At 57.7% G+C, this 26,034-nt stretch carries 23 protein-coding genes and 1 riboswitch; of the genes, 13 read left to right on the plus strand and 10 right to left on the minus strand.

The features are described 5' to 3' along the window. The first annotated feature begins 420 nt into the window (after window positions 1-420). On the plus strand, window positions 421-2,010 hold the full coding sequence (gene purH, locus AB1E37_RS24130) for a bifunctional phosphoribosylaminoimidazolecarboxamide formyltransferase/IMP cyclohydrolase (protein ID WP_032448194.1): 1,590 nt from the start codon (window positions 421-423) through the stop codon (window positions 2,008-2,010). A gap of 15 nt (window positions 2,011-2,025) precedes the next feature. Then, window positions 2,026-3,321, plus strand: coding sequence for a phosphoribosylamine--glycine ligase (gene purD, locus AB1E37_RS24135; RefSeq protein WP_002884357.1), 1,296 nt, complete (start codon window positions 2,026-2,028; stop codon window positions 3,319-3,321). On the opposite strand, the gene zraR is transcribed toward purD, so the two are convergent. Both zraR and zraS read right to left on the minus strand, forming a co-directional pair. Then, entirely contained in the window at window positions 3,311-4,642 is a 1,332-nt protein-coding gene (gene zraR, locus AB1E37_RS24140) for a sigma-54-dependent response regulator transcription factor ZraR (protein ID WP_004192667.1), read from the minus strand. The genes purD and zraR overlap by 11 nt on opposite strands. Next, window positions 4,629-6,023: a two-component system sensor histidine kinase ZraS gene (zraS, locus tag AB1E37_RS24145; protein WP_023302348.1), complete on the minus strand. Its 1,395-nt coding sequence runs from the start codon at window positions 6,021-6,023 to the stop codon at window positions 4,629-4,631. Before zraS ends, zraR begins: the two co-directional genes overlap by 14 nt. 259 nt (window positions 6,024-6,282) lie before the next feature. On the opposite strand from zraS, the gene zraP reads away from it, so the two are divergent. Further along, on the plus strand, window positions 6,283-6,720 hold the full coding sequence (gene zraP / locus AB1E37_RS24150; RefSeq protein WP_002884346.1) for a zinc resistance sensor/chaperone ZraP: 438 nt from the start codon (window positions 6,283-6,285) through the stop codon (window positions 6,718-6,720). 3 nt (window positions 6,721-6,723) lie between these two features. Here zraP and AB1E37_RS24155 read toward each other — a convergent pair whose 3' ends face one another. The 6 genes from AB1E37_RS24155 to nudC form a co-directional block, all read right to left on the minus strand. Continuing rightward, complete coding sequence (locus AB1E37_RS24155) at window positions 6,724-7,419, minus strand: DUF1481 domain-containing protein (RefSeq protein ID WP_002884344.1); 696 nt, start codon at window positions 7,417-7,419, stop codon at window positions 6,724-6,726. A gap of 12 nt (window positions 7,420-7,431) precedes the next feature. Beyond that, a complete protein-coding gene (hupA, locus tag AB1E37_RS24160) occupies window positions 7,432-7,704 on the minus strand; it encodes a nucleoid-associated protein HU-alpha (RefSeq protein WP_002884342.1) in 273 nt (90 codons plus the stop codon). A gap of 186 nt (window positions 7,705-7,890) precedes the next feature. Continuing rightward, window positions 7,891-8,481 (minus strand): YjaG family protein, encoded by a 591-nt coding sequence (locus tag AB1E37_RS24165; RefSeq protein ID WP_002884331.1) that lies wholly within the window; start codon window positions 8,479-8,481, stop codon window positions 7,891-7,893. A 42-nt stretch (window positions 8,482-8,523) separates the two neighbouring features. Continuing rightward, window positions 8,524-9,195, minus strand: coding sequence for a deoxyribonuclease V (gene nfi / locus AB1E37_RS24170; RefSeq protein WP_032448193.1), 672 nt, complete (start codon window positions 9,193-9,195; stop codon window positions 8,524-8,526). Between the two features lie 12 nt (window positions 9,196-9,207). Continuing rightward, window positions 9,208-10,272 (minus strand): uroporphyrinogen decarboxylase, encoded by a 1,065-nt coding sequence (gene hemE / locus AB1E37_RS24175; protein ID WP_002884329.1) that lies wholly within the window; start codon window positions 10,270-10,272, stop codon window positions 9,208-9,210. Between the two features lie 40 nt (window positions 10,273-10,312). Then, a complete protein-coding gene (nudC, locus tag AB1E37_RS24180) occupies window positions 10,313-11,086 on the minus strand; it encodes an NAD(+) diphosphatase (protein WP_002884327.1) in 774 nt (257 codons plus the stop codon). A 93-nt stretch (window positions 11,087-11,179) separates the two neighbouring features. Here nudC and AB1E37_RS24185 point away from each other — a divergent pair, with 93 nt between their 5' ends. The 10 genes from AB1E37_RS24185 (at window position 11,180) to AB1E37_RS24230 (ending at window position 19,952) form a co-directional block, all read left to right on the plus strand. After that, complete coding sequence (locus tag AB1E37_RS24185) at window positions 11,180-11,677, plus strand: Rsd/AlgQ family anti-sigma factor (RefSeq protein WP_002884324.1); 498 nt, start codon at window positions 11,180-11,182, stop codon at window positions 11,675-11,677. 52 nt (window positions 11,678-11,729) lie between these two features. Beyond that, window positions 11,730-11,854: riboswitch (TPP riboswitch) on the plus strand. 85 nt (window positions 11,855-11,939) lie between these two features. Further along, window positions 11,940-13,835, plus strand: coding sequence for a phosphomethylpyrimidine synthase ThiC (gene thiC / locus AB1E37_RS24190; RefSeq protein ID WP_032448192.1), 1,896 nt, complete (start codon window positions 11,940-11,942; stop codon window positions 13,833-13,835). After that, window positions 13,835-14,470, plus strand: coding sequence for a thiamine phosphate synthase (thiE, locus tag AB1E37_RS24195; RefSeq protein ID WP_029602890.1), 636 nt, complete (start codon window positions 13,835-13,837; stop codon window positions 14,468-14,470). The genes thiC and thiE overlap by 1 nt, the downstream gene beginning before the upstream one ends. Beyond that, on the plus strand, window positions 14,463-15,218 hold the full coding sequence (gene thiF / locus AB1E37_RS24200) for a thiazole biosynthesis adenylyltransferase ThiF (protein ID WP_004177871.1): 756 nt from the start codon (window positions 14,463-14,465) through the stop codon (window positions 15,216-15,218). The genes thiE and thiF overlap by 8 nt, the downstream gene beginning before the upstream one ends. After that, window positions 15,202-15,402, plus strand: a complete 201-nt coding sequence (gene thiS / locus AB1E37_RS24205; RefSeq protein ID WP_002884183.1) for a sulfur carrier protein ThiS — start codon at window positions 15,202-15,204, stop codon at window positions 15,400-15,402. The genes thiF and thiS overlap by 17 nt, the downstream gene beginning before the upstream one ends. Window position 15,403: 1 nt before the next feature. Beyond that, window positions 15,404-16,174: a thiazole synthase gene (thiG, locus tag AB1E37_RS24210; RefSeq protein WP_004146302.1), complete on the plus strand. Its 771-nt coding sequence runs from the start codon at window positions 15,404-15,406 to the stop codon at window positions 16,172-16,174. Beyond that, window positions 16,171-17,304, plus strand: a complete 1,134-nt coding sequence (gene thiH / locus AB1E37_RS24215) for a 2-iminoacetate synthase ThiH (RefSeq protein WP_032448191.1) — start codon at window positions 16,171-16,173, stop codon at window positions 17,302-17,304. The genes thiG and thiH overlap by 4 nt, the downstream gene beginning before the upstream one ends. A 316-nt stretch (window positions 17,305-17,620) precedes the next feature. Then, window positions 17,621-19,153 carry a sensor domain-containing diguanylate cyclase gene (locus AB1E37_RS24220; protein WP_023283119.1) on the plus strand — a complete coding sequence of 511 codons (1,533 nt, stop codon included), beginning with the start codon at window positions 17,621-17,623 and terminating at the stop codon, window positions 19,151-19,153. A 217-nt stretch (window positions 19,154-19,370) separates the two neighbouring features. Further along, window positions 19,371-19,631 (plus strand): PTS sugar transporter subunit IIB, encoded by a 261-nt coding sequence (locus AB1E37_RS24225; RefSeq protein ID WP_004198931.1) that lies wholly within the window; start codon window positions 19,371-19,373, stop codon window positions 19,629-19,631. A gap of 3 nt (window positions 19,632-19,634) precedes the next feature. Beyond that, window positions 19,635-19,952, plus strand: a complete 318-nt coding sequence (locus tag AB1E37_RS24230; protein ID WP_004212847.1) for a PTS lactose/cellobiose transporter subunit IIA — start codon at window positions 19,635-19,637, stop codon at window positions 19,950-19,952. A 42-nt stretch (window positions 19,953-19,994) separates the two neighbouring features. Here AB1E37_RS24230 and dcuB read toward each other — a convergent pair whose 3' ends face one another. Both dcuB and rpoC read right to left on the minus strand, forming a co-directional pair. Next, window positions 19,995-21,335, minus strand: coding sequence for an anaerobic C4-dicarboxylate transporter DcuB (gene dcuB / locus AB1E37_RS24235; protein ID WP_002884148.1), 1,341 nt, complete (start codon window positions 21,333-21,335; stop codon window positions 19,995-19,997). A 400-nt stretch (window positions 21,336-21,735) separates the two neighbouring features. Next, window positions 21,736-25,959, minus strand: coding sequence for a DNA-directed RNA polymerase subunit beta' (gene rpoC / locus AB1E37_RS24240; protein ID WP_002884146.1), 4,224 nt, complete (start codon window positions 25,957-25,959; stop codon window positions 21,736-21,738). Window positions 25,960-26,034 lie beyond the last annotated feature (75 nt).

The following is a 26,034-nucleotide window of genomic DNA, read 5'->3' on the forward strand; positions in this document are numbered from 1 at the left end:
CAACCCGTTTTTCAGGATTTTTCTCTGCAACCGAACCGGCTGTTTGTGTGAAGTGATTCACATCCGCCGTGTCGATGGAGGCGCATTATAGGGAGTTCTCGAGCGTCCGCAATAGAAAAATGGCAGAAAAATGACTGACTGCTGCATTCCCCAGCAAAACCCCGCTTTATACCTCGTTACACACAGAATTATCCACAGGAGAGCGTAAAAACATGACCGCTAGCCCCGTGGATCGCCAGCTATATATAAGGAGAATCACCGGCCTGGAGAGAAACATAAAAATTCGCGAGCGTTGCGCAAACGTTTTCGTTACAATGCCGCGCTATGACACGGATGCCCGGTTGGGTGCGTTAGGTGAGTTTTTAGGCAAAAACTCACCTAACGCTCTCTGTAATGTTCAAATCCTGGGGATTTAATACCATGCAACAACGTCGTCCAGTCCGCCGCGCTCTGCTCAGTGTTTCTGACAAGGCCGGTATCGTCGAATTCGCGCAGGCGCTTTCCGCTCGTGGTGTCGAGCTGCTGTCCACCGGCGGCACCGCTCGCCTGCTGGCAGATAAAGGCCTGCCGGTTACCGAAGTCTCTGACTACACCGGTTTCCCGGAAATGATGGATGGACGCGTGAAGACCCTGCATCCGAAAGTACACGGCGGCATCCTCGGTCGTCGCGGTCAGGATGACGGTATCATGCAGCAACACGGTATCGCGCCTATCGATATGGTTGTCGTGAACCTTTACCCGTTCGCCCAGACCGTCGCTCGTGAAGGGTGCTCGCTGGAAGACGCGGTGGAAAACATCGATATCGGCGGCCCGACTATGGTGCGCTCCGCGGCGAAGAACCATAAAGATGTCGCCATCGTGGTTAAGAGCAGCGACTACGACGCCATCATTAATGAGATGGACGCCAACGAAGGTTCCCTCACGCTGGCCACCCGCTTCGACCTCGCCATTAAAGCCTTCGAACACACCGCCGCTTACGACAGCATGATCGCCAACTACTTCGGCAGCATGGTTCCGGCCTATCACGGCGAAAGCAAAGAAGCCGCTGGCCGCTTCCCGCGTACCCTGAATCTGAACTTCATTAAGAAGCAGGATATGCGCTACGGCGAAAACAGCCACCAGCAGGCGGCTTTCTATATAGAAGAGAATGTAAAAGAGGCCTCCGTGGCGACCGCCACTCAGCTGCAGGGCAAAGCGCTCTCCTATAACAACATTGCCGATACCGATGCGGCGCTGGAGTGTGTAAAAGAGTTCAACGAGCCGGCCTGCGTTATCGTTAAGCACGCCAACCCGTGCGGCGTTGCCGTCAGCAACTCGATTCTTGACGCCTACGATCGCGCTTACAAAACCGACCCGACCTCCGCGTTCGGCGGCATCATTGCCTTTAACCGCGAGCTGGATGCTGAAACCGCGCAGGCGATCATCTCTCGGCAGTTCGTCGAAGTGATCATCGCGCCATCCGCTAGCGAAGAAGCGCTGCAAATCACCGCCGCTAAGCAGAACGTCCGCGTACTGGTCTGCGGCCAGTGGGATGCTCGCGTCGCGGGTCTCGATTTCAAACGTGTCAATGGCGGCTTGCTGGTTCAGGACCGCGATCTCGGTATGGTCACCGCGGGCGAACTGCGCGTGGTCAGCAAACGTCAGCCGAGCGAGCAAGAGCTGCGCGATGCGCTGTTCTGCTGGAAAGTAGCGAAATTCGTCAAATCCAACGCCATCGTTTATGCCAAAGATAATATGACCATCGGCATAGGCGCCGGTCAGATGAGCCGCGTCTACTCAGCGAAAATCGCCGGAATTAAAGCCGGTGATGAAGGTCTGGAAGTGAAAGGTTCCGCCATGGCCTCTGACGCTTTCTTCCCGTTCCGCGACGGCATCGATGCCGCAGCCGCGGTAGGCATCACCTGCGTTATTCAGCCGGGCGGCTCTATCCGTGACGACGAAGTGATTGCCGCCGCTGACGAACACGGCATCGCCATGATCTTCACCGACATGCGCCACTTCCGCCATTAATTCCTGGAGCAGCAGATGAAAGTATTAGTAATCGGCAACGGCGGGCGCGAGCACGCGCTGGCCTGGAAAGCGGCTCAGTCGCCGCTGGTTGATACCGTCTACGTCGCGCCGGGCAACGCCGGTACCGCTCTGGAGCCGTCGCTGCAAAACGTCGCCATCGGCGTCACCGATATTCCGGCGCTGCTTCGCTTCGCGCAGGATGAGAACATCGATCTGACCATCGTTGGCCCGGAAGCGCCGTTGGTCATTGGCGTGGTCGACGCGTTCCGTGCCGCCGGGCTGAACATCTTCGGGCCAACCGAAGGCGCCGCGCAGCTGGAAGGCTCAAAAGCCTTCACCAAAGATTTTCTCGCCCGTCATCATATTCCGACGGCGGAATACCAGAACTTCACCGAAGTGGAGCCTGCGCTGGCTTATCTGCGCGAGAAAGGCGCGCCGATCGTCATCAAAGCCGACGGTCTGGCGGCGGGTAAAGGCGTTATCGTGGCGATGACCCTCGAGGAAGCCGAAGCGGCGGTCAAAGATATGTTGGCCGGCAACGCCTTTGGCGACGCAGGCCACCGCATCGTGATTGAAGAGTTCCTCGATGGCGAAGAGGCTAGCTTTATTGTGATGGTCGACGGCGAGCACGTCCTGCCGATGGCCACCAGCCAGGATCACAAGCGCGTCGGCAACGGCGATACCGGCCCGAACACCGGCGGGATGGGGGCGTACTCCCCGGCGCCGGTGGTTACTGACGAAGTCCACCAGCGCACCATGGAGCGGATTATCTGGCCAACCGTGAAAGGCATGGCCGCTGAAGGCAACACCTATACCGGTTTCCTCTACGCCGGTCTGATGATCGACAAGCAGGGCAACCCGAAGGTGATTGAGTTCAACTGCCGCTTTGGCGACCCGGAAACCCAACCGATCATGCTGCGCATGAAGTCCGACCTGGTCGAGCTGTGCCTCGCCGCCTGCGCGGGCAAGCTGGACGAGAAAACCTCCGAGTGGGATGACCGCGCGTCGCTGGGCGTGGTGGTTGCCGCCGGCGGCTATCCGGGCAGCTACAATACGGGCGATGAGATCTACGGCCTGCCGCAGCAGGAAGTCGCAGACGGTAAGGTCTTCCACGCCGGCACCAAACTGTCTGACGACCAGCGCGTGGTCACCAACGGCGGGCGCGTGCTGTGCGTCACCGCGCTGGGTGACTCCGTGGCGCAGGCGCAGCAGCGCGCCTATCAGCTGCTGACCGACATTCGCTGGGACGGTAGCTTTAGCCGTAGCGATATCGGCTGGCGCGCCATCGAACGTGAAAAGGCTAACGGCTAAGTTTCGCCAGCAGCGTTTTGCGCGTAATGCCTAACTGACGGGCGGCTTCGGTTTTGTTGCCGCCCGTTTTTTCCAGCGCCGCCAGAATCACCTCTTTCTCCACTTCCACTAACGGCTGAATTCCCCCCTCCTCGCTCCCGACTGATGGCAGCGGCGTACCGGCGATCGCCAGGGGCAGTTCTCGCTCAGAGATATAGTTTCCGGTCAGTAGCACCACCGCCCGCTCCACCGCGTTTTCCAGCTCGCGAATATTGCCCGGCCAGGGGTAGTGGATCAGCAGGTCCATCGCCTGTGGCGTGAACCCCTTTACCGTCTTACGATTGCGTTCGGTATAGCGTTTGAGAAAATGCTGCGCCAGCTGCGGAATATCTTCCCGTCGCCGGCGCAGCGGCGGTATCTCGATGGTCACGACGTTGAGTCGGTAATAGAGATCCTGGCGAAAGCGCCCGGCGCTCACCTCTTCCGCAAGGTTGCGATGGGTGGCGGCGATAAGCCGCACATCAACGGCAAGCGTCTGGTTGCTGCCGACCCGCTGCACCTCCCGCTCCTGAATCGCCCGCAGCAAGCGGACCTGCATCACTGGCGAGATATCGCCTATCTCATCAAGAAACAGCGTGCCGCCATCCGCTTCGACAAAGCGTCCTTCCCGCCGCCGATCCGCCCCGGTAAACGCCCCTTTTTCATGACCGAATAGCTCGGATTCCAGCAGTGACTCATTCAGCGCCGCGCAGTTGAGCGTGACCAACGGCTTGTCACGACGCTCGCTGCAGGCGTGGATGGCGTGCGCCACCAGCTCCTTACCGGTTCCCGACTCCCCATAAATCAGCACCGTCGCGTCCGAAGGGGCCACCAGCGTAATATCGTTAAGAAGCGCCTGCATCGCCGGGCTGTCGCCAATCATGCCCCACCGTGAATCCGTCGCAACGCTGGGGTCGCTCTCGCTCTGCCGGGTGTGCGCCAATGCCTGAACCAGCGTCTGCTGCAGGGTGTCAAAATCCAGCGGTTTAACCAGATAATCCAGCGCCCCGGACTTAATAGCTTCTACCGCCGTACCGACGCTGGAAAACGCCGTCATGATCAGAACCGGTATCGCCGGGTTATAGGCCTTAATCTCTTTTAACGTTGCGATACCGTCCATCTCCGCCATACGGATATCGCACAGCACCAGGTCGAAGACCTGCTGATGGATCTGCTCCAGCGCCTGCAGGCCGTTGTGAGCCAACCCCACCTGATAGCCCCAGCCGCGCAGCAGCGCCTGCAGGATCGTGCAGTGGCTGATGTCATCATCAACGACCAGAATCTGTACTTTATCGCTGCTCATCTTCCCTCCGTTGAGCATCCACCGGTAACCAAAGCGTAAATATCGCTCCAGCTCCCGGCTGACTTTCGGCGCGGATCGTCCCGCCATGTTGTTCGATAATATTCTGCACTACGGCCAGCCCCAGCCCGGTGCCGTCCGCCTTGGTGGTGAAATACGGCGTGAAGATAGCCTGTAACTCTTCATCGCTCATCCCCTTACCGCTATCCGTGACGACGATTTTCACCCGCTGACGATCGGCTTCGCTTGCTGTTACGCGAATGACGCCGTCACGGCCAATCGCCTGCATTGCATTCAGGTACAGATTCAACAGCACCTGATTCAGGCGATCGGGGTCGGCGCTGATCGTGGTTAACTCAGGTCGCGGAGTAAATTGCAGCGCGATCCCGCGGCTCTGCGCATCCTGGCTTACCAACTGCAATGAGTGGCGGATAAGCGCGTTGATATCGACTGTCTGGTAGTTTAGATGGGCGGGCCGGACCAGCTCCAGCAGCTCGCTGACCACCCGGTTCAGGCGATCAGCCTCTTTGGCCATCACCTGGGCTAACTGATGCGACTCGCCGCCAGGCGGCGTGCGCTCGGCAAAATATTTCGCCAGCCCTTTAATCGACGAGAGCGGGTTGCGGATCTCGTGCGCGACCCCCGCCGCCAGATGGCCAAGCGCCACCAGCTTTTCCTTGCGGGCCATCGCCTCCAGCAGCTGTTTCCGCGAGCGACGATAGCGGCGGAACCAGAACTGAGCGAGGATCGTCGCCGCTATCACCAGCGCGGCGGCACCCAGCATGATGGCCATATTCCGCTGCCCGCGGGCCTGCGCGGCATCCAGCTCGCGGCTATCAAAGGCGATAAAAATCACCTGCGGGACGATGGCCTGAGCCAGGGCGCTATTGCCGCGGTTCATCATTCCCATATGGTGGCCGCGGGCCGGATTAAGCGGGCGAAAATGGCGATAGATCTCCAGCGCCGGCTGCGGTTCGCTAAGCCGGCGCCAGCGGGCCTGTTCGCCAACCGCTAACGCACGCATCTGCGCCGGGCTATACAGCGTTTTACCCACCTGCTGCGGATCGCTATGGGCGATAATTTTACCGTTTTCATCGGTCACCGCGAACCACAGGACGCCCGGTTGCCAGGCCATCTCTTCCAGCAGGGCCTGCAGCTGCGCATGATGCATACGCATCCCCATCCCGACGCGCGTGCCGGACTCCAGCGCGCGGATCAGCACGCTCCCTTTCTCTTCAATGGTTTGTCGGGCAGCGGTCGTCTCGCGACCGTAGTCGCGGACGATCATCGCGGAGAACAGCATGACCAGCAGCACAACCGTGCCGGTCAGCAGCCAGCTCAGCGCGCCAGCGGCGGCGTCCCGGGAGAGAGATTTGATCTTCATCGGCGAGTCCTTGTCATCTCTTTTTCACTATCTGCAGGCTCCTTCAGCAGAAATCATGCCATGTTTCCGCGCGGCCAATCCTGCTCTCAAACATATCGCCTGCGCTTAAGCGAGTAAAAATGACTCGCCTGACCCTGGCGGAACGGGTCATTTTTACTCGCTCTCCTTGGCAACGGCTTCGGCAGGCCCACACAGACGGGCTTTTTCAGACTGGCATGGAAGATGCAATACCGAGGGAAACCACACAGGAGAAAATGCCATGAAACGGAACCGTACCTTACCTCTCGCCCTCGTTACCTTTGCCGCGCTGACCTTCGCCAGCAACGCGGCCTGGGCCAACCACCACTGGGGCAACAATAACGGGATGGGCAACCAGGGCTACAGTCAGCTGACCCAGGAGCAGCAGGCTACCGTGCAAAAGCTGCATAACGATTACTATGCGCAAACCAGCGCCCTGCGCCAGCAGCTGCAGTCCAAACGCTATGAGTACAATGCGCTGCTCACGGCGCAAAAGCCGGACAGCGGGAAGATTGAAGCTGTCGCTCAGGAGATGGAAGGCTTACGCCAGAAGCTGGATCAGCAGCGGGTGAAGTTTGATATCGCCCTGGCTGAGGCAGGCGTTCCCCGCGGCGCAGGAATGGGATATGGCGGCTGTCGCGGTAGCGCCGGCGGTCATATGGGCATGAACCACTGGTAAAGGTTAGAAGCTTTTTTCCGTCGGCTGCCAGGTGCAGAAGTTTTCATTGGCGACCAGCAGCAGTTGAGAGCCTTCCGGCGCCTCCAGCCAGGCAATGCTCACTGCGGCGGAAGCGTGGCTCTGGCGGCGTTCAATGTGCGCCAGGGCCCGGCTATCGAGGTCGGGCGTAACCGTCTGCCCTTCGCAGGTCAGCACGGTATGCGCGGCAGCGTTCCAGCGCCCCTGCCGCAGGACGACCCGCCCCTGGCGGAGGGCGTCGCTGGTCTGGCGGATCTGTTCGGCGCGATAACGATATAGCGCGACCTGGTCGCTGGAGAGCTGCTGCTTCTGCCCGTCCACTTCCCGTTGCATAAAGCTCAGATCGCCCTGCGCGTCGAAACGGGCGCGAATATGTTCCGGCGGTTTGCCATAGACATTGAGTTCGATAAGCGCCAGTTGATCGCCCTGCCAGCGATATTCGCTGGTCGAGGTGTCCCCGTGACGCCACGGGCTGAAGGCGGCGAGAAGATGGACTTCATCGCCAGAATCTTTACGCCATATGCGCATCGCTCCCTGATTGTCCGCATATCCGCTGGCGGTAAACGGCGGTAGCGACGTGTCGTGGCTGCAGGCAGTCAGCAACAGGATGCCCGCCAGCGCCAGAGGCCGGCGCCAGACAGACAAAAGGGGCTTAATAGCCCCTTCGATAAAACTGTTCACTGCCACGCGGTCTTACTTAACTGCGTCTTTCAGTGCTTTGCCAGAAACAAATGCCGGCACGTTAGCTGCAGCGATTTTGATCTCTTTACCGGTCTGCGGGTTGCGGCCAGTACGCTCAGCGCGGTGGTTCACTTTGAAGGTACCGAAACCAACCAGTTGAACAGCATCACCTTCTTTCAGAGACTCAGTAATTGCAGCCAGGGTAGATTCCAGGGCAGCTTTAGCCTGTGCTTTGGACAGGTCAGCTTTGTCCGCAATTACATCAATCAGTTGAGTCTTGTTCATAAGTTATCCTTACAATGTGTTTATCGCTTGCTAAGCATCGAGTGCGACGGAAATGCCAAAAAAGCACCCTCCTGCATACACGCACCGATAGCCACTTTTTTTCGCCCTCCAAATGTAGACCAGACGGGGGGCGGAATGGAAGCCTTCAGACGCTACAATTCAGGCGGTAAATCACGTTTTCTGGTCTCACTGCTGAAAATTTATACCAATATTGCTCTCGCCAGCCTCGCGCAGGTCCGCGCGCAGGCCTTTTATCAGCTCAAGATCACGCTCTTCACAGTCGGCCAGCAGGCGGAAAATTTCCCACTGAATATCCCATTCCTGCTCTACCGCCGGATTCGCTTTCAACTCTTCGTCGGTCATTTCGCGACCTTCCTGGGTCATTTCCAGCATCGCCACGGTGGTGATGGAGGTCTTGCTCACCTCGATCGCGTGCTCGAGCGTTTCGCCGCTCAGACGAGAATGAATCAGTTCACTCAACGCCACGCAAGCGTCTATGGCCGGATAGACACCGTACATGTCGAAATCATCTGCCGCCGGGATCGCCTCTTCCAGCTTCTCCAGCTGGCTGTCGAAATTCACCTTCGCATCTTTAACCGTCAGCGTTTCCCAGATCAGGTCCAGGATACGACGATAAAGCAGGCCGTCGCCAAACTCGGTTTGCTTGCAGAACATCGCGTAGTTGGGATACATACGTTCGCACAGGCAGGCCATAAAAGTGACATGCTGCCAGCTTTCCAGCTTCTCCAGGCGCAGGTGAATCGGGTTTTGTAACATGATGAATTCTCGAAGTCAGAAATTAGGCGCAGTGTACCTGAATCAGCTGTGATTTGCTTGCCAACGCACAAACGACGGACGACGGGACGCCACCGCATCGGCCCAGCGCGTCGGCTCGGGCAGACGGTAGCCTCGCATGCAACGCTCAACCCACATTAAAGCGCTGTCCATGCCTACCCTGTGGCCGGTGCTAATATACAGCGGGTTGCAGCGCACTTTGCTGCGCCAGACCCAGGCCAGTTGCTCATTTTTATCCATCAGCGGGGCCAGCGCGCCAGGCTCATCACCCAGGTCGCCAATTTTGCCGCACAGGCGTTTTTTCGCCACTCCGATAGTCGGCACATCAATCATCAGGCCAAAATGGCTGGCGACGCCCAATCTCCGGGGATGAGAAATGCCGTGTCCGTCAACGAAGAGCAGGTCCGGTTTTTGCGAAAGCTGCTCCCACGCCGCCAGCAGCGCAGGCGTTTCGCGAAACGAGAGAAAGCCGGGAATATAGGGCATAGAGGTGGCGACCCGCGCCACCTGATACTCCACCAGCTCAAGCTCAGGCCAGGTCAGCAGCACCATCGCAGCCCGGGTGATCTCCCCTTCCTGCTCAAACCCGACGTCCGCGCCGCCGATCAACGCCGGCGGTTCGCGATCCAGTCGATCCGCACGCTCTACCGACGCGGCTAACTGTTGCTGTTGGGTACGTAGTGCGGCTAAATCCATAGGGCTTATCTCCTACTGGTGATAGGGTGCGGACAGACGGTGCACAGCCTCAACAAAGACGCCCGCATGCTCGGGGTCAACGTCCTGATGAATACCGTGTCCAAGGTTAAAGACGTGGCCTTCCCCCTGGCCAAAGCCGGCAAGAATGGTCGCCACTTCTTCTTCAATACGCGGGGCGGACGCATAGAGCATCGACGGATCCATATTGCCCTGCAGCGCTACTTTGTTACCCACGCGACGGCGAGCATCGGCAATATCGGTGGTCCAGTCGAGACCCAACGCATCGCAGCCGGTCTCCGCCATCGCTTCCAGCCACTGACCACCGCCTTTGGTGAACAAGGTCACCGGCACGCGACGGCCTTCGTTTTCCCGCAGCAGGCCATCGACGATCTTATGCATGTAGTAGAGGGAGAACTGCTGATAGTCGCGGCCGGTCAGCACCCCGCCCCAGGTGTCAAAAATCATCACCGACTGCGCGCCGGCTTTGATCTGCGCGTTGAGATACAGGGTAACGCTCTTCGCCAGCTTATCCAGCAGCGCATGCAGCGCCTGCGGCTCGGCGTACATCATCTTTTTAATCACGGTGAAGGCCTTGCTGCTGCCGCCCTCCACCATGTACGTAGCCAGCGTCCATGGACTACCGGAAAAACCGATCAGCGGCACTTCGCCTTTCAGTTCGCGGCGAATGGTGCGCACGGCGTTCATTACATAGCCCAGCTCCTGCTCCGGATCCGGGATCGGCAGCTTGTCGACGTCGGCTTTACTTTTTACCGGCGAGGTGAAGCGCGGACCTTCGCCAGCTTCAAAGTACAGCCCCAGCCCCATGGCGTCCGGGATGGTCAGGATGTCCGAAAAGAGGATCGCCGCGTCCAGCGGGTAACGGCGCAGCGGCTGGAGCGTCACTTCGCAGGCCAGCTCGGCATTTTTACACAGCGACATAAAGTCGCCCGCTTGCGCACGGGTGGCTTTGTACTCAGGTAAATAGCGGCCCGCCTGGCGCATCATCCACACCGGGGTGACATCAACCGGCTGACGCAGCAGCGCGCGCAGGTAACGATCGTTCTTCAGTTCGGTCATTTTTACATTCCTTTAGCGTTGATACGCCCAGTGTAACATGTCACTCGAACTCTGCCCGACACATCGCGACGGTATCTTCGATTAGCCGCCGCGCCACTGTCCCCGGCGGCGGCAGAAGCGGCAGGTCGTCATAGCGATACCAGTCCGCGGTCAGTAACTCTTTTTTGTCGACCACGATCTCGCCATCTGCGTAATCCGCCATAAAGGCGGTCATCAGCGACTGCGGGAACGGCCATGGCTGAGAGGTCACGTAACGCAGATTTTTTACCCGAATACCGCTCTCCTCCATCACCTCGCGAGCCACCGCCTGCTCAAGGGTTTCGCCGACCTCGACAAAGCCGGCCAGCACGGTGTGCACGCCGTTGCGATGGCGCGTATGTTGCGCCAGCAGGATCGCATCGTCGCGACGGATTGCCACGATAATGCAGGGGGCAATTTGCGGGTAGTAACGTTCACGACAGTGGCTGCACAGCATCGCCCATTCGCTTTTGCTGGCATGCATCGGGTGGCCGCAGTAACCGCAAAATTTATGCGAGCGATAAAATTCGGCGAGCTGGATCCCCCGCCCAGCCAGCTGGAAGAGTCCCGGATCCTGATCCAGCACCTGGCGCAACGATCCCATGTCATGGCGACGATCCTGGCGCACCATCCACACGGACTCGCCCTGCCACTCGCCAATATGCAGCGCATGCTGGCCGACAAGATCGAAATTAACCGCTTCGCCATGTGGTAATTCTCCACCAGGCAACCATAATTTTTGTTCGTGACTGACAACCCACCAGCCGCGATCTAATTTTTCAATAATACGATCCATATCTATTGCACTACCTTTGCTTCACTGGCATGTTGTTAACATTATATTTACATTTTGGTGAGCAGATTTAAATCAAAACTAGCGGAGTCAATCATGCTAAACCAGCTGGAAAATCTGACGGAGCGCGTTGGCGGTAGTAATGAACTGGTCGATCGCTGGCTACAAGTGCGTAAGCATCTGCTCGTGGCTTACTACAACCTGGTTGGCCTGAAACCGGGCAAAGAGTCGTTTATGCGGCTAAACGAAAAGGCGCTGGATGACTTTTGCCAAAGTCTGGTGGATTACCTCTCATCCGGTCATTTTAGTATTTATGAACGCATTATTGGCGAAATGGAAGGCGATACCCCTCTTTTAGCCGCCACCCGGCTTTACCCGCAGCTGGAAGCCAATACCCAGCAGATGATGGACTACTACGATACCTGCCTCGAAAACGCCATCGATCACGATAACTATCTTGAATTTCAGCAGGCGCTGTCGGATATCGGCGAGTCGCTGGAGGCGCGTTTCGCGCTGGAAGATAAACTGATCGCCCTGGCTGTCGCCCATAACCTGAGCAATGACGTGCGCGATAATATTGCGCCGACCGCTTGAGTTGTGAACCGTTAACGCGTAATTTACGTACATTATCCCTCTGCGGAGGGATTTCATCTTGTCGGAGTGCCTATTTTCCATGCGCAGGCTAACGTGGAAAAGGCTGAGACCGTTAATTCGGGATCCGCGGAACCTGATCAGGCTAATACCTGCGAAGGGAACAAGAGTAAACTGCTGTTCGCGTCAGTCCGTCAGGGCCGATCGCATCTGTTACTCCATCCGTCGTCTGACAAGCCATGTCCTTTTTTAACTGGAATGCGCTATGTCTACTACCAAACTAACCCGTCGGGAACAACGCGAGCACGCGCAGCGATTCATTGATACGCTGGCGGGTACCGCTTTTCCTAATTCACGCCGCATCTATGTTCACGGCTCACAAGCGGATATCCGCGTCCCGATGCGTGAAATTCAGCTCAGCCCAACTCTCGTCGGCGGCGATAAAGATAACCCCCGGTACGAAACCAACGAACCGATCCCGGTGTATGACACCTCCGGGCCGTATGGCGACCCGGATATTAGCATTGATGTCCGCCAGGGGCTGGCAAAGCTGCGCCAGCCGTGGATCGACGCGCGTAACGACTGCGCGCCGATCAGCGAACGCAGCTCGGCCTATACCAAAGCGCGGCTGGCCGACGACGGTCTCGATGAGCTGCGCTTCAGCGGCCTGCTGACGCCCAAACGCGCCGTCGCTGGCAAATGCGTTACCCAGCTGCACTACGCCCGCCAGGGGATAGTCACCCCGGAGATGGAGTTCATCGCCATTCGCGAAAACATGGGTCGCGAACGTATCCGCAGCGAGGTTCTGCGCCAGCAGCACGCAGGTGAAGGCTTCGGCGCCCACCTTCCGGAAAACATCACCCCCGAGTTTGTTCGCGATGAAGTGGCCGCCGGACGCGCCATCATCCCCGCCAACATCAACCACCCGGAGTCTGAACCGATGATTATCGGCCGCAACTTCCTGGTGAAAGTGAATGCCAATATCGGCAACTCGGCGGTGACCTCTTCCATCGAAGAAGAGGTCGAGAAACTGGTCTGGTCAACCCGCTGGGGCGCCGACACGGTGATGGACCTCTCCACCGGCCGCTATATCCACGAAACCCGCGAGTGGATCCTGCGCAACAGCCCGGTGCCGATTGGTACCGTGCCGATTTACCAGGCGCTGGAGAAGGTCAACGGCATCGCCGAGAATCTCACCTGGCAAGTCTTCCGCGATACCCTGCTGGAACAGGCCGAGCAAGGCGTCGATTACTTCACGATTCACGCCGGCGTACTGTTGCGCTACGTCCCGATGACGGCGAAGCGCCTGACCGGTATCGTCTCGCGCGGCGGCTCAATCATGGCTAAGTGGTGCCTGTCGCATCATCAGGAAAACTTCCTCTACCAGCATTTCCGCGAAATCTGCGAAATCTGCGCCGCCTATGACGTGTCGCTGTCGCTGGGCGATGGCCTGCGCCCCGGCTCCATTCAGGATGCCAACGATGAGGCGCAGTTTTCCGAGCTGCGCACCCTCGGCGAACTGACGAAAATCGCCTGGGAATATGACGTGCAGGTGATGATTGAAGGCCCTGGCCACGTGCCGATGCAGATGATCCGCCGCAATATGACCGAACAGCTGGAGCACTGCCACGAAGCGCCGTTCTACACCCTGGGGCCGCTCACCACTGATATCGCGCCGGGCTACGACCATTTCACCTCCGGTATCGGCGCGGCAATGATCGGCTGGTTCGGCTGCGCCATGCTGTGCTATGTCACGCCGAAAGAGCATCTCGGCCTGCCCAACAAAGAGGATGTCAAACAGGGGCTGATTACCTACAAAATCGCCGCCCACGCCGCCGACCTCGCGAAAGGCCACCCCGGGGCGCAGATCCGCGACAACGCGATGTCAAAAGCGCGTTTTGAATTCCGCTGGGAAGACCAGTTCAACCTCGCGCTCGACCCGTTCACCGCGCGGGCCTATCACGATGAAACCCTGCCGCAGGAGTCCGGCAAAGTCGCCCACTTCTGCTCCATGTGCGGGCCGAAATTCTGTTCGATGAAAATCACTCAGGAGGTCCGCGACTACGCCGCGAAGCAAAGTATCGAAGCCGGCATGGCCGATATGTCGAATAACTTCCGCGCCCGCGGCGGCGAAATCTACCTGAAACAGGAGGAAGCCTGATGTATCAACCTGATTTTCCACCCGTCCCGTTTCGTCTCGGACTCTACCCGGTGGTGGACAGCGTGGCGTGGATTGAGCGCCTGCTCAAAGCTGGGGTACGTACCCTTCAGTTACGCATCAAAGACCGGCGCGACAGCGAAGTTGAGGATGACGTGATCGCCGCCATCGCCCTTGGTCGCCGCTATCACGCCCGACTGTTCATTAACGATTACTGGCAGCTGGCGATTAAGCACCAGGCCTATGGCGTGCATCTCGGACAAGAAGATCTGGAAACCACCGATCTGAGCGCTATCCGCCAGGCCGGGCTGCGTCTTGGCGTCTCTACTCACGATGATATGGAAATTGATGTCGCCCTTGCGGCGCGCCCCTCTTACATCGCGCTAGGTCACGTCTTCCCGACGCAAACCAAACAGATGCCTTCCGCGCCGCAGGGCCTCGAGCAGCTTGCCAGACATATTCAACGCCTGGCGGATTACCCCACCGTGGCGATCGGCGGAATAAGCCTGGAAAAGGCGCCGGGGGTACTGGCGACCGGCGTCGGCAGCATCGCGGTGGTCAGCGCCATCACCCAGGCGGCGGACTGGCGGGCAGCGACCGACCAACTGCTGGCGCTGGCGGGAGCGGGCGATGAATGATCACGACTTTATGCGCTATAGCCGCCAGCTGCTGCTGGAGGATATTGCCATCGAAGGGCAGCAGAAGCTGTTAGCCAGTCGAGTGCTGATTATCGGCCTTGGCGGGCTGGGCTCCCCGGCGGCGCTCTATCTGGCCGGGGCTGGCGTCGGGACGCTCACCCTGGCCGATGACGACGCGGTGCATCTCAGCAACCTGCAACGGCAGATCTTGTTCACCAGCGCGGATATCGATCGGCCAAAAGCCGCAGCGGCACAGACCCGGCTCAGCCAGCTAAACCCGCAGATCAAACTGGTGGCGCTCCAGCAGCGCTTAAGCGGCGAGGCGCTCCGCGCCGAAGTGGCGAAAGCGGACGTGGTGCTGGACTGTACCGATAATATGGTCACCCGCCAGGCGATCAATGCCGCCTGTGTGGCCCTCGATACCCCGTTAGTGACCGCCAGCGCCGTGGGCTTCGGCGGTCAGCTGATGGTGCTCACCCCGCCCTGGACGCAGGGCTGCTATCGCTGCCTGTGGCCGGAAAGCGATGAACCGCAGCGCAACTGCCGCACCGCGGGGATCGTCGGCCCGGTGGTCGGCATGATGGGCACCCTGCAGGCGCTGGAGACGATTAAGCTGCTCAGCGGCATGGCGACGCCGCGCAACACCCTGCGGCTGTTCGACGCCCGCACCAGCAACTGGCGCGCCCTTGCGCTACAGCGTTCCCGGAGCTGCCCGGTGTGCGGAGGGCGGCATGCAGATCTGGTTTAACGACGAGCCGCTGGCGTGCGCCGACAATCTCAGCGTCAGCGCCCTGCTGACCCAGCTCGAACAGCAGCAGCCTGGCGTTGCGCTGGCGCTCAATCAACACATCCTGCCGCGCGACCGGTGGGAAGATCATCTCTTGCAGGAAGGCGATCGGGTCCTGCTTTTTCAGGTTATCGCTGGAGGCTGACATGTTACGTATTGCAGACAAAACGTTTGAATCCCATCTTTTCACCGGTACCGGCAAATTCGCCGCCCCGGAGGTAATGGTCGAGGCGATTCGCGCCTCGGGCAGCCAGCTGGTAACCCTGGCGATGAAGCGCGTCGATTTACGCCAGCGCAATGACGCCATCCTCGCCCCGCTGCTGGCGGCGGGAGTCAGCCTGCTGCCGAATACCTCAGGCGCCAAGACGGCGGAAGAGGCGGTGTTTGCCGCCCGCCTGGCGCGGGAAGCCCTGGGTACCCACTGGCTGAAGCTGGAGATCCACCCGGACGCCCGCTGGCTGCTGCCCGACCCGATTGAAACCCTGAAAGCGGCGGAGCTGCTGGTCCGCGAAGGGTTCGTGGTGCTGCCCTACTGCGGCGCCGATCCGGTGCTGTGTAAACGACTGGAAGAGGTAGGCTGCGCGGCGGTGATGCCGCTGGGTGCGCCGATCGGCTCCAATCAGGGGCTGGAAACCAAAGCCATGCTGGAGATTATTATCGAGCAGGCGACGGTCCCGGTGGTGGTCGACGCCGGGATCGGCGTCCCGAGCCATGCGGCGCAGGCGCTGGAGATGGGCGCGGACGCGGTGCTGGTCAATACCGCCATTGCCGTCGCCGACGACCCCGTGGCCATGGCCCGCGCCTTCCGTATGGCGATCGATGCCGGATTACTGGCGCGTCAGGCCGGACCGGGGGCACGCAGTACGCAGGCGCAGGCCACCAGCCCGCTCACCGGATTCCTGGAGGCGCTGGCATGAAAACCTTTAGCGATCGCTGGCGGCAGCTGGAGTGGGACGATATCCGCCTGCGCATCAACAGCAAAACCGCCGCCGACGTCGAACGGGCGCTGGCGGCCAAACAGCTCACCCGCGATGATATGATGGCCCTGCTCTCGCCTGCCGCGGCCAATTACCTTGAACCGCTGGCCCAGCGCGCGCAGCGCCTCACCCGGCAGCGCTTCGGCAATACCGTCAGCTTCTACGTGCCGCTGTATCTCTCCAACCTGTGCGCTAACGACTGCACCTACTGCGGCTTCTCGATGAGCAACCGCATTAAGCGCAAGACGCTGGATGCCGCCGAGATTGCCCGCGAGTGCGCCGCGATCCGCAACCTGGGCTTTGAGCATCTGCTGCTGGTGACCGGCGAACATCAGGGTAAGGTGGGAATGGATTATTTCCGTCAGCACCTACCGGCTATCCGCAGCCAGTTTGCCTCGCTGCATATGGAGGTGCAGCCGCTGGCGACTGAAGAGTATGCCGAGCTGAAAACCCTGGGGCTCGACGGGGTGATGGTCTATCAGGAGACCTATCATGAAAGCATGTACGCCCAACACCATCTGAAAGGAAAAAAGCAGGATTTCTTCTGGCGGCTGGATACGCCGGATCGCTTAGGCGCGGCGGGGATCGATAAGATCGGCCTTGGCGCGCTCATCGGCCTTTCCGACAGCTGGCGAGTGGACTGCTTTATAGTCGCTGAGCACCTGCTGTGGCTGCAGCAGCGCTACTGGCGCAGCCGCTATTCGGTCTCCTTCCCGCGCCTGCGTCCCTGCGCCGGCGGTATTGAACCGGCTTCGCTGATGGATGAGCGCCAGCTGGTGCAAACTATCTGCGCCTTCCGCCTGCTGGCGCCAGAGGTTGAGCTGTCGCTATCCACCCGCGAATCACCCTGGTTCCGCGACCGGGTGATCCCGCTGGCGATCAATAACGTCAGCGCCTTCTCTAAAACCCAGCCCGGCGGCTACGCCGACGATCATCCGGAGCTCGAGCAATTTGCCCCGCACGACGATCGCCGCCCTGAAGTGGTCGCCAGCGCGCTGGCCGCCCGCGGCCTGCAGCCGGTATGGAAAGACTGGGATAGCTGGCTGGGACGCGCTTCGCAAACCTCATGATGTACAGTGTAAACGCCTGATAATTTTGCGCGCCTGCACGAGAGATGAAAAACGGAGGCTGGCCCGCCCGACGCCGTTTTTCTATTCTGCCCGGGTCAGCAGCGGACGCTGACCAGGGCGAACCTTTTCTTCCTCATTTTCGCCCTGCCTCTCCGCGCTGAGCAGAGGCCTGCACATTATCGCCGAATATAAATCACGATACATGAAGGCCTCAGAGTTATAATTGAGCAATAGTGAACTGATTCGATCGGCAGGCGTCCCAGACGCAACCTGCGTTCGGACCCATGGTTTATACATCCGGGACGATTAACGATTCATGGCTCTACACAACAGAAAGCTCTCTTTTACGACGCCGATCGTCGTGGGGTTTGCCGGTATTTTGCTCAGTTTTATGCTGATCGCTATTTTTGTGACTCTGGCGCAACAGAAAGATTTTCTCGAAGATTATCACGATATTAACCGCAATTTTACCCATAACCTGGCGATCAACTATACGGAAACCCTGCTGCGGGAAAATGATTTTATCCTCGGGCGCGCAGCCGCCTTCTTTGCCCGCAATGACGAACTGAATCGCGCAGTCAATGTGGAGCCGGAGAAAGGGTTAACCACGCTGATGCAGTTACAGAACATGATGCCAAGCGTCTCATCCATCTCGCTGGCGGATACCGAGGGCCACTATCTGCGCGCCCCGGAGGTGCTGGAAAACGAAGACAGCCGGGCTTTCGATCCCAAAACGCGGCCCTGGTTTATCAAACAGGCGGAAGCCAGCACCTTCAGCCACTACACCAGTCCGTATATGGATTATTTCACCCACCATCCGACGATTACCATTTTCAAACCCATCATTACCCCGGAAGGGAAACTCAAGGGCAGCCTGGCCTTTCATCTCGATCTCACCTCCATGGGGTTCGCGCTGCGCCAGATGGTGGCCCCCGTACAGGGGGAATTTTTTGTGGTGCAACGGGATGGCAAAGTGGTCCTGCACTCCGACCCGGGCGCGCTGTTTAAACCCTTCGTCAGGGACGAGCTGATGGATAAAATGACCAGCGGAGAGGGGCAGCTTTACGATCCCGGGAGCGACACCTGGTATTACTATTACTCCTTTACCAATCCCGACTGGTTTGTGATTTTCCGTGTCGATAACGCCACCCTGGTCAATCTGACACGTCATGAGACCAATTTAGTGATCGGCGGTTTCACTCTCGCAGCGATCATTATTATCCTGTTCGGTCTTTATCTGCGTCATGCTTCCCGTACCGTGCTGATGAATATCATCAATGCGATTAAAACCGGTGACGTCAAACGCGCCCCGCGCCTTGAGGCGATGCTGAGTAAAGCGATTGAAACCAATAAACAGCGCGAACTGTCCTACGTCCGCCAGGCGACCATCGACGCTCTCACCGGCTGCAAAAACCGCCGCGCCTTCGACAGCGATATTGCCGCCCTGATGAACGATCACCAACCATTCGCCCTCGCGCTGGTCGATATCGATAACTTTAAATCGATCAACGACACCTGGGGCCACCTCAATGGCGATATCGTCCTGCGTAACGTCGCTCGCGAAGGGCTGCAGGTCCTCCAGCCGCTGGAGATATCCCTCTATCGCTACGGCGGTGAAGAGTTCGCGGTGGTCTTTCCTGCCGAACATATCGATAACGCCCGCACGCTGCTGGAAACATGGCGGATAAACGTCGAACGACGCACCTGGCGCGAAGATGGCCTGACGGTCACCTTCAGCGCCGGACTTGGGGAATGGAATATGGAGCCACTGGATAAGCTGGTGGTGAGCGTCGATGAAGCGCTGTACAAAGCCAAACAGCAGGGTAAAAACCGTATCCTGCGCGCGTAAGACTTCAGCGCCGCCACCGCCCACTTCGGTGGGCTTTTTTATTTTTTCCGGAAAAAATGAAACCGGTTTCAATTATTGTGTGATGCCTTACACACAATCACGGTAAAGCGGTTGTCGCATCGACAGGGCCGCGATAAAGATAAGACATCACGGAACACAAGGGCCACTGACTATGAAGAATATCGTTTTGTGCTGTGCCGCCGGTATGTCTACCAGCATGCTGGTTCAGCGTATGCAAGATGCCGCGCAGAAGAAGGGTGTTGAGGTCTCTATCAAGGCCGTACCGGTCGCTGAGTTTAAAGATAATCTGGCCGCCGCCGACATTATTTTGCTCGGCCCGCAGGTGAAATATGAGCAGGCGAAGCTGCAGGCGCTGGCCGACCCGTTCGGCAAGAAGGTCGCCGTGATCGATATGATGGACTACGGCATGATGAAAGGTGATGCCGTTCTGGATAAAGCCCTTAAGATGCTGGAGTAATCGATGGAAGATTTAGAAACGATCATCATGGAGCTGCTGGTTAACGCGGGTTCCGCACGTAGCGCGGCGCTGACGGCGCTACAGCTGGCGCGAAAAGGCGATTTTGCCGCCGCGGAGCAGGCCATGGCTGAATCCCATGAGTTCGTCAAACATGCGCATAAAATTCAGACCCAGCTTATCGGCATGGATGAAGGCAGCGGTAAATTGCCGGTCAACCTGATCACCGTGCATTCCCAGGACCATCTGATGAACGCTATGGTCATTCAGGATCTGGCGACCGACATGATTGAACTCTATCGTCGTCTGCCCCTCGCGCAATAATCTCACGGATTTAACGGGCGTCGCTGCCGGCGCCCGTCCTTCTTACAGAAAGCCGTACATCGCCGCGAATACCCAGCCAAACACGCAGGAGACGCCGACGCCGATGAGCCCGGGCAGGATAAAGCTGTGGTTAATCACAAAGCGGCCGATATGGGTGGTCCCTGAGCGATCAAACTGGATCGCCGCCAGATCGCTTGGGTAGGTCGGCAGAATATAGTAGCCATAGCAGGCCGGCGCAGAAGCCACGATATAGGCCGGGTCGACGCCGATGGCCAGGGCTACTGGCACAATCGCCGCCAGCGCTGCCGCCTGGGAGTTCACAAATTTCGAAACCAGTAGCAGCACGATGGCATAAGCCCACGGATACTCTTTTACCATTTCACCAAGCACGCCTTTAATCTCGGTCATGTGCGCGCCAAACATGGTCTCCGCCATCCACGCGATGCCGTACACCGCGACGATAGCGATCATTCCCGAACGAAAGACCTCATTTTTGGAAATCGATGCCGGGTTAGTTTTTGTAATGATGATGATCAGCGCTCCGGAGAGCAGCATAAACATCTGGATAACCAGCACCATCGACAGTGGTTTACCGTCAAAGGCCGGGCGCAGTTCAGAAAAAGCGCCAAGCAGCGCCACCACGGCGATAGAGGCCAGAAAAATCCACATTGCTATCCAGTTGCTGGTCGGCAGCTTTTTGTCCAGCAGGGTCGCCGTATCGCCATAGACGTAATGGCGGTTCTCCGGTAGCGCAATAAACGCCTGGAAGGCTTCGTCCTGATCCAGGTCTTTGCCGCGGAACCAGCTGAAGATACCGATGGCTAAAATACCCAGCAGCGTGGACGGAATGGTTATCGCCAGCAGATCGAGAAACTCCAGGTGTTTCCCGTTAAAGGTAAAATTTCCCAGCATCGCCACCAGCGATACCACCGCCACCGAGACCGGGCTGGCGATGATCCCCATCTGAGCGCCAATGGAGCTGGCGGCCATCGGACGCTCCGGACGAATGTTATTCTTAATCGCCACATCGTAGATAATCGGCAGGATGGTATACACCACGTGGCCGGTACCGCAGAGGATGGTCAGCGTGCAGGTGACGAAAGGCGCCACGATAGAAACATATTTCGGGTTACGCCGCAGCAGCTTCTCGGCAATCTGCAGCATCACGTCTAAACCGCCGGACGCCTGCAGGGTCGCCGAGGCGGCTACCACTGCAATGATCACCAGCATCACATCAACCGGCGGTTTGCCCGGCTGGAGATGAAAAACAAATACGAGGATCACCAAACCGATGCCGCCCAGCAGCCCCAGCGCAATACCCCCTTTTCGGGCACCATAAAACAGACAAATTAATATAATAATGAGTTGTATCGCGAATTCCATGCAGCCCCCAGAGCCTGTCCACTCAGATCTAAAAATGATCCCTACCTGCCTGTCGGGATTATTTCTGCGCCTGACCGGGAGAAGCATGAGATGCGGCTATCCCTCTCCAGCGCCGTCGCGCCGAAGATACAGCAACAGAAGTAATCCCATGATTCATCAGGTATTTTGAATATATACCCTTTGAATTGATTATTTTTTGATATGAGTAGAAGTTTTACCCATACATAAAGAAAGGTTTTAGAAAAAGGCTTTTAATAGATATTTTGCATGAATTAATTGCTAAGAAAATGAAGATTTAATATGTCGTAAATGTAATTAAGGGCCGGGAAAGCGGCGGAAAATAGACAATAAAAAAAGCCGGTCAGGAAACCTGACCGGCTTTTTAGCAGTGCATCAACGATTAATCGTTGTCAGAACCGCCCAGACCTGCGTTCAGCAGCTCTGCCAGGTTGGCAGACGCTTCTTCCACACTCACCTGCGGTGCCGCCGGCAGCTCGCCAGCAGCGCGACGGCGCATACGATCCTGGTGATACGCATAACCGGTACCGGCCGGGATCAGACGACCCACGATGACGTTCTCTTTCAGACCGCGCAGTTCGTCGCGTTTGCCCGCAACGGCTGCTTCGGTCAGCACGCGAGTGGTCTCCTGGAACGATGCCGCGGAGATGAAGGACTCGGTGGCCAGAGACGCTTTGGTGATACCCAGCAGATCGCGGGAGAACGTTGCGCCCACTTTGCCGTTCGCTTCCAGTTCGCGGTTCGCGATCTTGACGCGGGAGTATTCCACCTGCTCGCCTTCGAGGAAGTCGGAGCTGCCTGCGCTTTCGATGGTGGCTTTACGCAGCATCTGACGAACGATAACTTCGATGTGCTTATCGTTAATCTTAACGCCCTGCAGACGGTATACGTCCTGGACTTCGTTAACAATGTAACGGGTCACAGCATGTACGCCACGCAGACGCAGAATGTCGTGCGGTGCTTCCGGACCGTCGGAAACCACATCACCACGTTCCACACGTTCACCTTCGAACACGTTGAGCTGACGCCATTTCGGGATCATCTCTTCGTACGGCTCGCTACCGTCTACCGGGGTGATAACCAGGCGACGTTTCCCTTTGGTTTCTTTACCGAAGGAAATGATACCGCTGATTTCAGCCAGGATAGCCGGCTCTTTCGGACGACGTGCTTCGAACAGGTCCGCAACGCGCGGCAGACCACCGGTGATATCCTTGGTACCGCCGGATTCCTGCGGAATACGCGCCAGGGTGTCACCCGAGCTGATCTGTACGCCATCTTCCAGCTGAACAATCGCTTTACCCGGCAGGAAGTACTGAGCAGGCATATCAGTGCCTGGGATCAGAACGTCGTTGCCCTGAGCATCAACAATTTTCAGTGCTGGACGCAGATCTTTACCACCTGCGGTACGTTCTGCAGAGTCCAGAACCACCAGCGAAGACAGACCGGTCAGCTCGTCAGTCTGACGAGTAATGGTCTGGCCGTCGATCATGTCAGTGAAACGGATGAAACCGCTAACTTCGGTGATAACCGGCATGGTGTGCGGATCCCAGTTTGCGACGGTTTCACCGCCGGCAACCTGCTCACCGTCGCCTTTCGCCATAACCGCACCGTAAGGTACTTTATAGCTCTCTTTGGTACGACCGAATTCGTCGATCAGCTTCAGCTCGGTATTACGGGAAGTGATAACCAGCTTACCACTGGAGTTCACAACCGACTTCGCGTTGCTGAGCTTGATGCTACCTTTGTTTTTCACCTGGATGCTGGATTCAGCAGCCGCACGAGATGCCGCACCACCGATGTGGAACGTACGCATCGTCAGCTGTGTACCCGGCTCACCGATGGACTGTGCCGCGATAACGCCGATAGCCTCACCTTTGTTGATGAGGTGGCCACGCGCCAGGTCACGACCATAGCAGTGCGCGCAGACGCCAAAGTCGGTGTCACAGGATACAACGGAACGCACTTTGACGGAGTCAACGGAGTTCGCTTCCAGCAGGTCACACCAGTGCTCATGCAGCAGCGTGTTGCGTGGAACCAGAATATCCGCGGTACCCGGCTTCAGAACATCTTCCGCAGTCACACGACCCAGTACGCGATCGCGCAGCGGCTCTTTAACGTCGCCACCTTCGATAACCGGCGTCATGGTGATGCCTTCCAGGGTGCCGCAGTCGTCTTCAGTGACGACCAGGTCCTGCGCAACGTCAACCAGACGACGAGTCAGGTAACCGGAGTTCGCTGTTTTCAGTGCGGTATCCGCCAGACCTTTACGAGCACCGTGGGTGGAGATGAAGTACTGGAGTACGTTCAGACCTTCACGGAAGTTCGCGGTGATCGGCGTTTCGATGATGGAGCCATCCGGCTTCGCCATCAGACCACGCATACCAGCCAGCTGACGAATCTGTGCCGCAGAACCACGCGCACCGGAGTCGGCCATCATGTAGATGCTGTTGAAGGAAACCTGCTGCTCTTCCTGACCGTCACGGTTAATCACGGTTTCGGTTTGCAGGTTATCCATCATCGCTTTGGATACACGATCGTTCGCCGCAGCCCAGATATCGATAACTTTGTTGTAGCGTTCGCCCGCGGTCACCAGACCGGACTGGAACTGTTCCTGAATCTCAGCAACTTCCGCTTCCGCTTCGCTGATGATTTCGTATTTTTTCTCCGGGATGACCATGTCATCGATACCAACGGATGCACCTGAACGCGCTGCGTAAGCAAAGCCGGTGTACATCGTCTGGTCCGCAAAAATAACGGTCGGTTTCAGACCCAGAATACGGTAACAGGTGTTCAGCATCTTGGAGATCGCTTTCTTACCAAGCGCCTGGTTCACGATAGAGAACGGCAGACCTTTCGGTACGATCATCCACAGAATGGCACGGCCAACGGTCGTGTCTTTCAGGCTGGTTTTCGCGACAAACTCACCATTGTCGTCTTTTTCGTATTCAGTGATACGCACTTTAACGCGCGCATGCAGAGAGGCCAGGCCGGCGCGATAAATACGCTCAGCTTCTTTCGGGCCAGTCAGCACCATGCCTTCGCCTTTGGCGTTAACACTGTCACGGGTCATGTAGTACAGACCCAGTACAACGTCCTGAGACGGAACGATGATTGGTTCGCCGTTCGCCGGGGACAGGATGTTGTTGGTAGACATCATCAGCGCACGCGCTTCCAGCTGGGCTTCCAGCGTCAGCGGTACGTGAACAGCCATCTGGTCACCATCGAAGTCGGCGTTGTATGCCGCACAAACCAGCGGGTGCAGCTGGATGGCTTTACCTTCGATCAGAACCGGTTCGAATGCCTGAATACCCAGACGGTGCAGGGTTGGCGCACGGTTCAGCAGGACCGGGTGTTCGCGGATAACTTCGTCCAGGATATCCCAAACGACAGCTTCTTCGCGCTCAACCATCTTCTTAGCGGCTTTGATGGTGGTGGCCAGGCCACGCAGTTCCAGCTTGCCGTAGATGAACGGTTTGAACAGCTCCAGCGCCATTTTCTTCGGCAGACCGCACTGATGCAGACGCAGGTATGGACCTACGGTGATAACAGAACGACCGGAGTAGTCAACGCGTTTACCGAGCAGGTTCTGGCGGAAACGACCCTGTTTACCTTTGATCATATCGGCCAAAGATTTCAGAGGACGTTTGTTAGAACCGGTGATCGCACGACCGCGACGACCGTTATCCAGCAGGGCGTCAACCGCTTCCTGCAGCATACGTTTTTCGTTGCGTACGATGATATCCGGCGCAGCCAGATCCAGCAGACGTTTCAGACGGTTGTTACGGTTGATCACGCGACGATACAGATCGTTGAGGTCAGACGTCGCGAAACGACCACCGTCCAGCGGAACCAGCGGACGCAGATCTGGCGGCAATACCGGCAGAACGGTCAGGATCATCCACTCCGGCTTGTTGCCAGACTGAACGAAAGCTTCCAGCAGCTTAATGCGCTTGGTCAGCTTTTTACGCTTGGTTTCGGAGTTGGTTTCGTTCAGCTCTTCACGCAGCTGCTCGCATTCCTGCTCCAGATCCATATTGCGCAGCAGCGCCTGGATCGCTTCCGCGCCCATTTTCGCGTCGAATTCGTCACCGAACTCTTCCAGCGCGTCCAGGTACTGTTCTTCCGTCAGAATCTGGTTGCGTTCGAGGTTGGTCATGCCACCTTCGATAACCACATAGGATTCAAAGTACAGTACACGTTCGATATCGCGCAGCGGCATATCCAGCAGCAGACCGATACGGGACGGCAGGGATTTCAGGAACCAGATGTGCGCAGTCGGACATGCCAGCTCGATGTGGCCCATGCGCTCACGACGCACTTTAGTCTGGGTCACTTCAACGCCGCACTTCTCACAGATCACACCGCGGTGTTTCAGGCGCTTGTACTTACCGCACAGGCACTCATAATCTTTTACCGGCCCAAAGATACGGGCGCAGAAAAGGCCGTCACGCTCAGGCTTGAACGTACGGTAGTTAATGGTTTCCGGCTTTTTAACTTCACCGAAAGACCATGAACGGATCATGTCTGGCGAAGCCAGAGCAATTTTGATCGCATCAAACTCTTCGGTTTTAGTTTGCGCTTTCAGAAACTTTAATAAGTCTTTCACGGATTTGCTCCCGTCGGAGTTAGCACATTCCGCTGCCGGGCGTTAACCCGGCAGCAGTGACCTGTTTGAGCGAGA

The organism is Klebsiella sp. Shm-1, from assembly GCF_040804525.1.
GTDB lineage: Bacteria > Pseudomonadota > Gammaproteobacteria > Enterobacterales > Enterobacteriaceae > Klebsiella > Klebsiella pneumoniae.

Coding starts and splice junctions, on each gene's coding strand:
- purH (WP_032448194.1), top strand. CDS start 421: ATGCAACAACGTCGTCCAGTCCGCCGCGCTCTGCTCAGTGTTTCTGAC.
- purD (WP_002884357.1), top strand. CDS start 2,026: ATGAAAGTATTAGTAATCGGCAACGGCGGGCGCGAGCACGCGCTGGCC.
- zraR (WP_004192667.1), bottom strand. CDS start 4,642: ATGAGCAGCGATAAAGTACAGATTCTGGTCGTTGATGATGACATCAGC.
- zraS (WP_023302348.1), bottom strand. CDS start 6,023: ATGAAGATCAAATCTCTCTCCCGGGACGCCGCCGCTGGCGCGCTGAGC.
- zraP (WP_002884346.1), top strand. CDS start 6,283: ATGAAACGGAACCGTACCTTACCTCTCGCCCTCGTTACCTTTGCCGCG.
- hupA (WP_002884342.1), bottom strand. CDS start 7,704: ATGAACAAGACTCAACTGATTGATGTAATTGCGGACAAAGCTGACCTG.
- AB1E37_RS24165 (WP_002884331.1), bottom strand. CDS start 8,481: ATGTTACAAAACCCGATTCACCTGCGCCTGGAGAAGCTGGAAAGCTGG.
- nfi (WP_032448193.1), bottom strand. CDS start 9,195: ATGGATTTAGCCGCACTACGTACCCAACAGCAACAGTTAGCCGCGTCG.
- hemE (WP_002884329.1), bottom strand. CDS start 10,272: ATGACCGAACTGAAGAACGATCGTTACCTGCGCGCGCTGCTGCGTCAG.
- nudC (WP_002884327.1), bottom strand. CDS start 11,086: ATGGATCGTATTATTGAAAAATTAGATCGCGGCTGGTGGGTTGTCAGT.
- AB1E37_RS24185 (WP_002884324.1), top strand. CDS start 11,180: ATGCTAAACCAGCTGGAAAATCTGACGGAGCGCGTTGGCGGTAGTAAT.
- thiC (WP_032448192.1), top strand. CDS start 11,940: ATGTCTACTACCAAACTAACCCGTCGGGAACAACGCGAGCACGCGCAG.
- thiE (WP_029602890.1), top strand. CDS start 13,835: ATGTATCAACCTGATTTTCCACCCGTCCCGTTTCGTCTCGGACTCTAC.
- thiF (WP_004177871.1), top strand. CDS start 14,463: ATGAATGATCACGACTTTATGCGCTATAGCCGCCAGCTGCTGCTGGAG.
- thiS (WP_002884183.1), top strand. CDS start 15,202: ATGCAGATCTGGTTTAACGACGAGCCGCTGGCGTGCGCCGACAATCTC.
- thiG (WP_004146302.1), top strand. CDS start 15,404: ATGTTACGTATTGCAGACAAAACGTTTGAATCCCATCTTTTCACCGGT.
- thiH (WP_032448191.1), top strand. CDS start 16,171: ATGAAAACCTTTAGCGATCGCTGGCGGCAGCTGGAGTGGGACGATATC.
- AB1E37_RS24220 (WP_023283119.1), top strand. CDS start 17,621: ATGGCTCTACACAACAGAAAGCTCTCTTTTACGACGCCGATCGTCGTG.
- AB1E37_RS24225 (WP_004198931.1), top strand. CDS start 19,371: ATGCTGGTTCAGCGTATGCAAGATGCCGCGCAGAAGAAGGGTGTTGAG.
- AB1E37_RS24230 (WP_004212847.1), top strand. CDS start 19,635: ATGGAAGATTTAGAAACGATCATCATGGAGCTGCTGGTTAACGCGGGT.
- dcuB (WP_002884148.1), bottom strand. CDS start 21,335: ATGGAATTCGCGATACAACTCATTATTATATTAATTTGTCTGTTTTAT.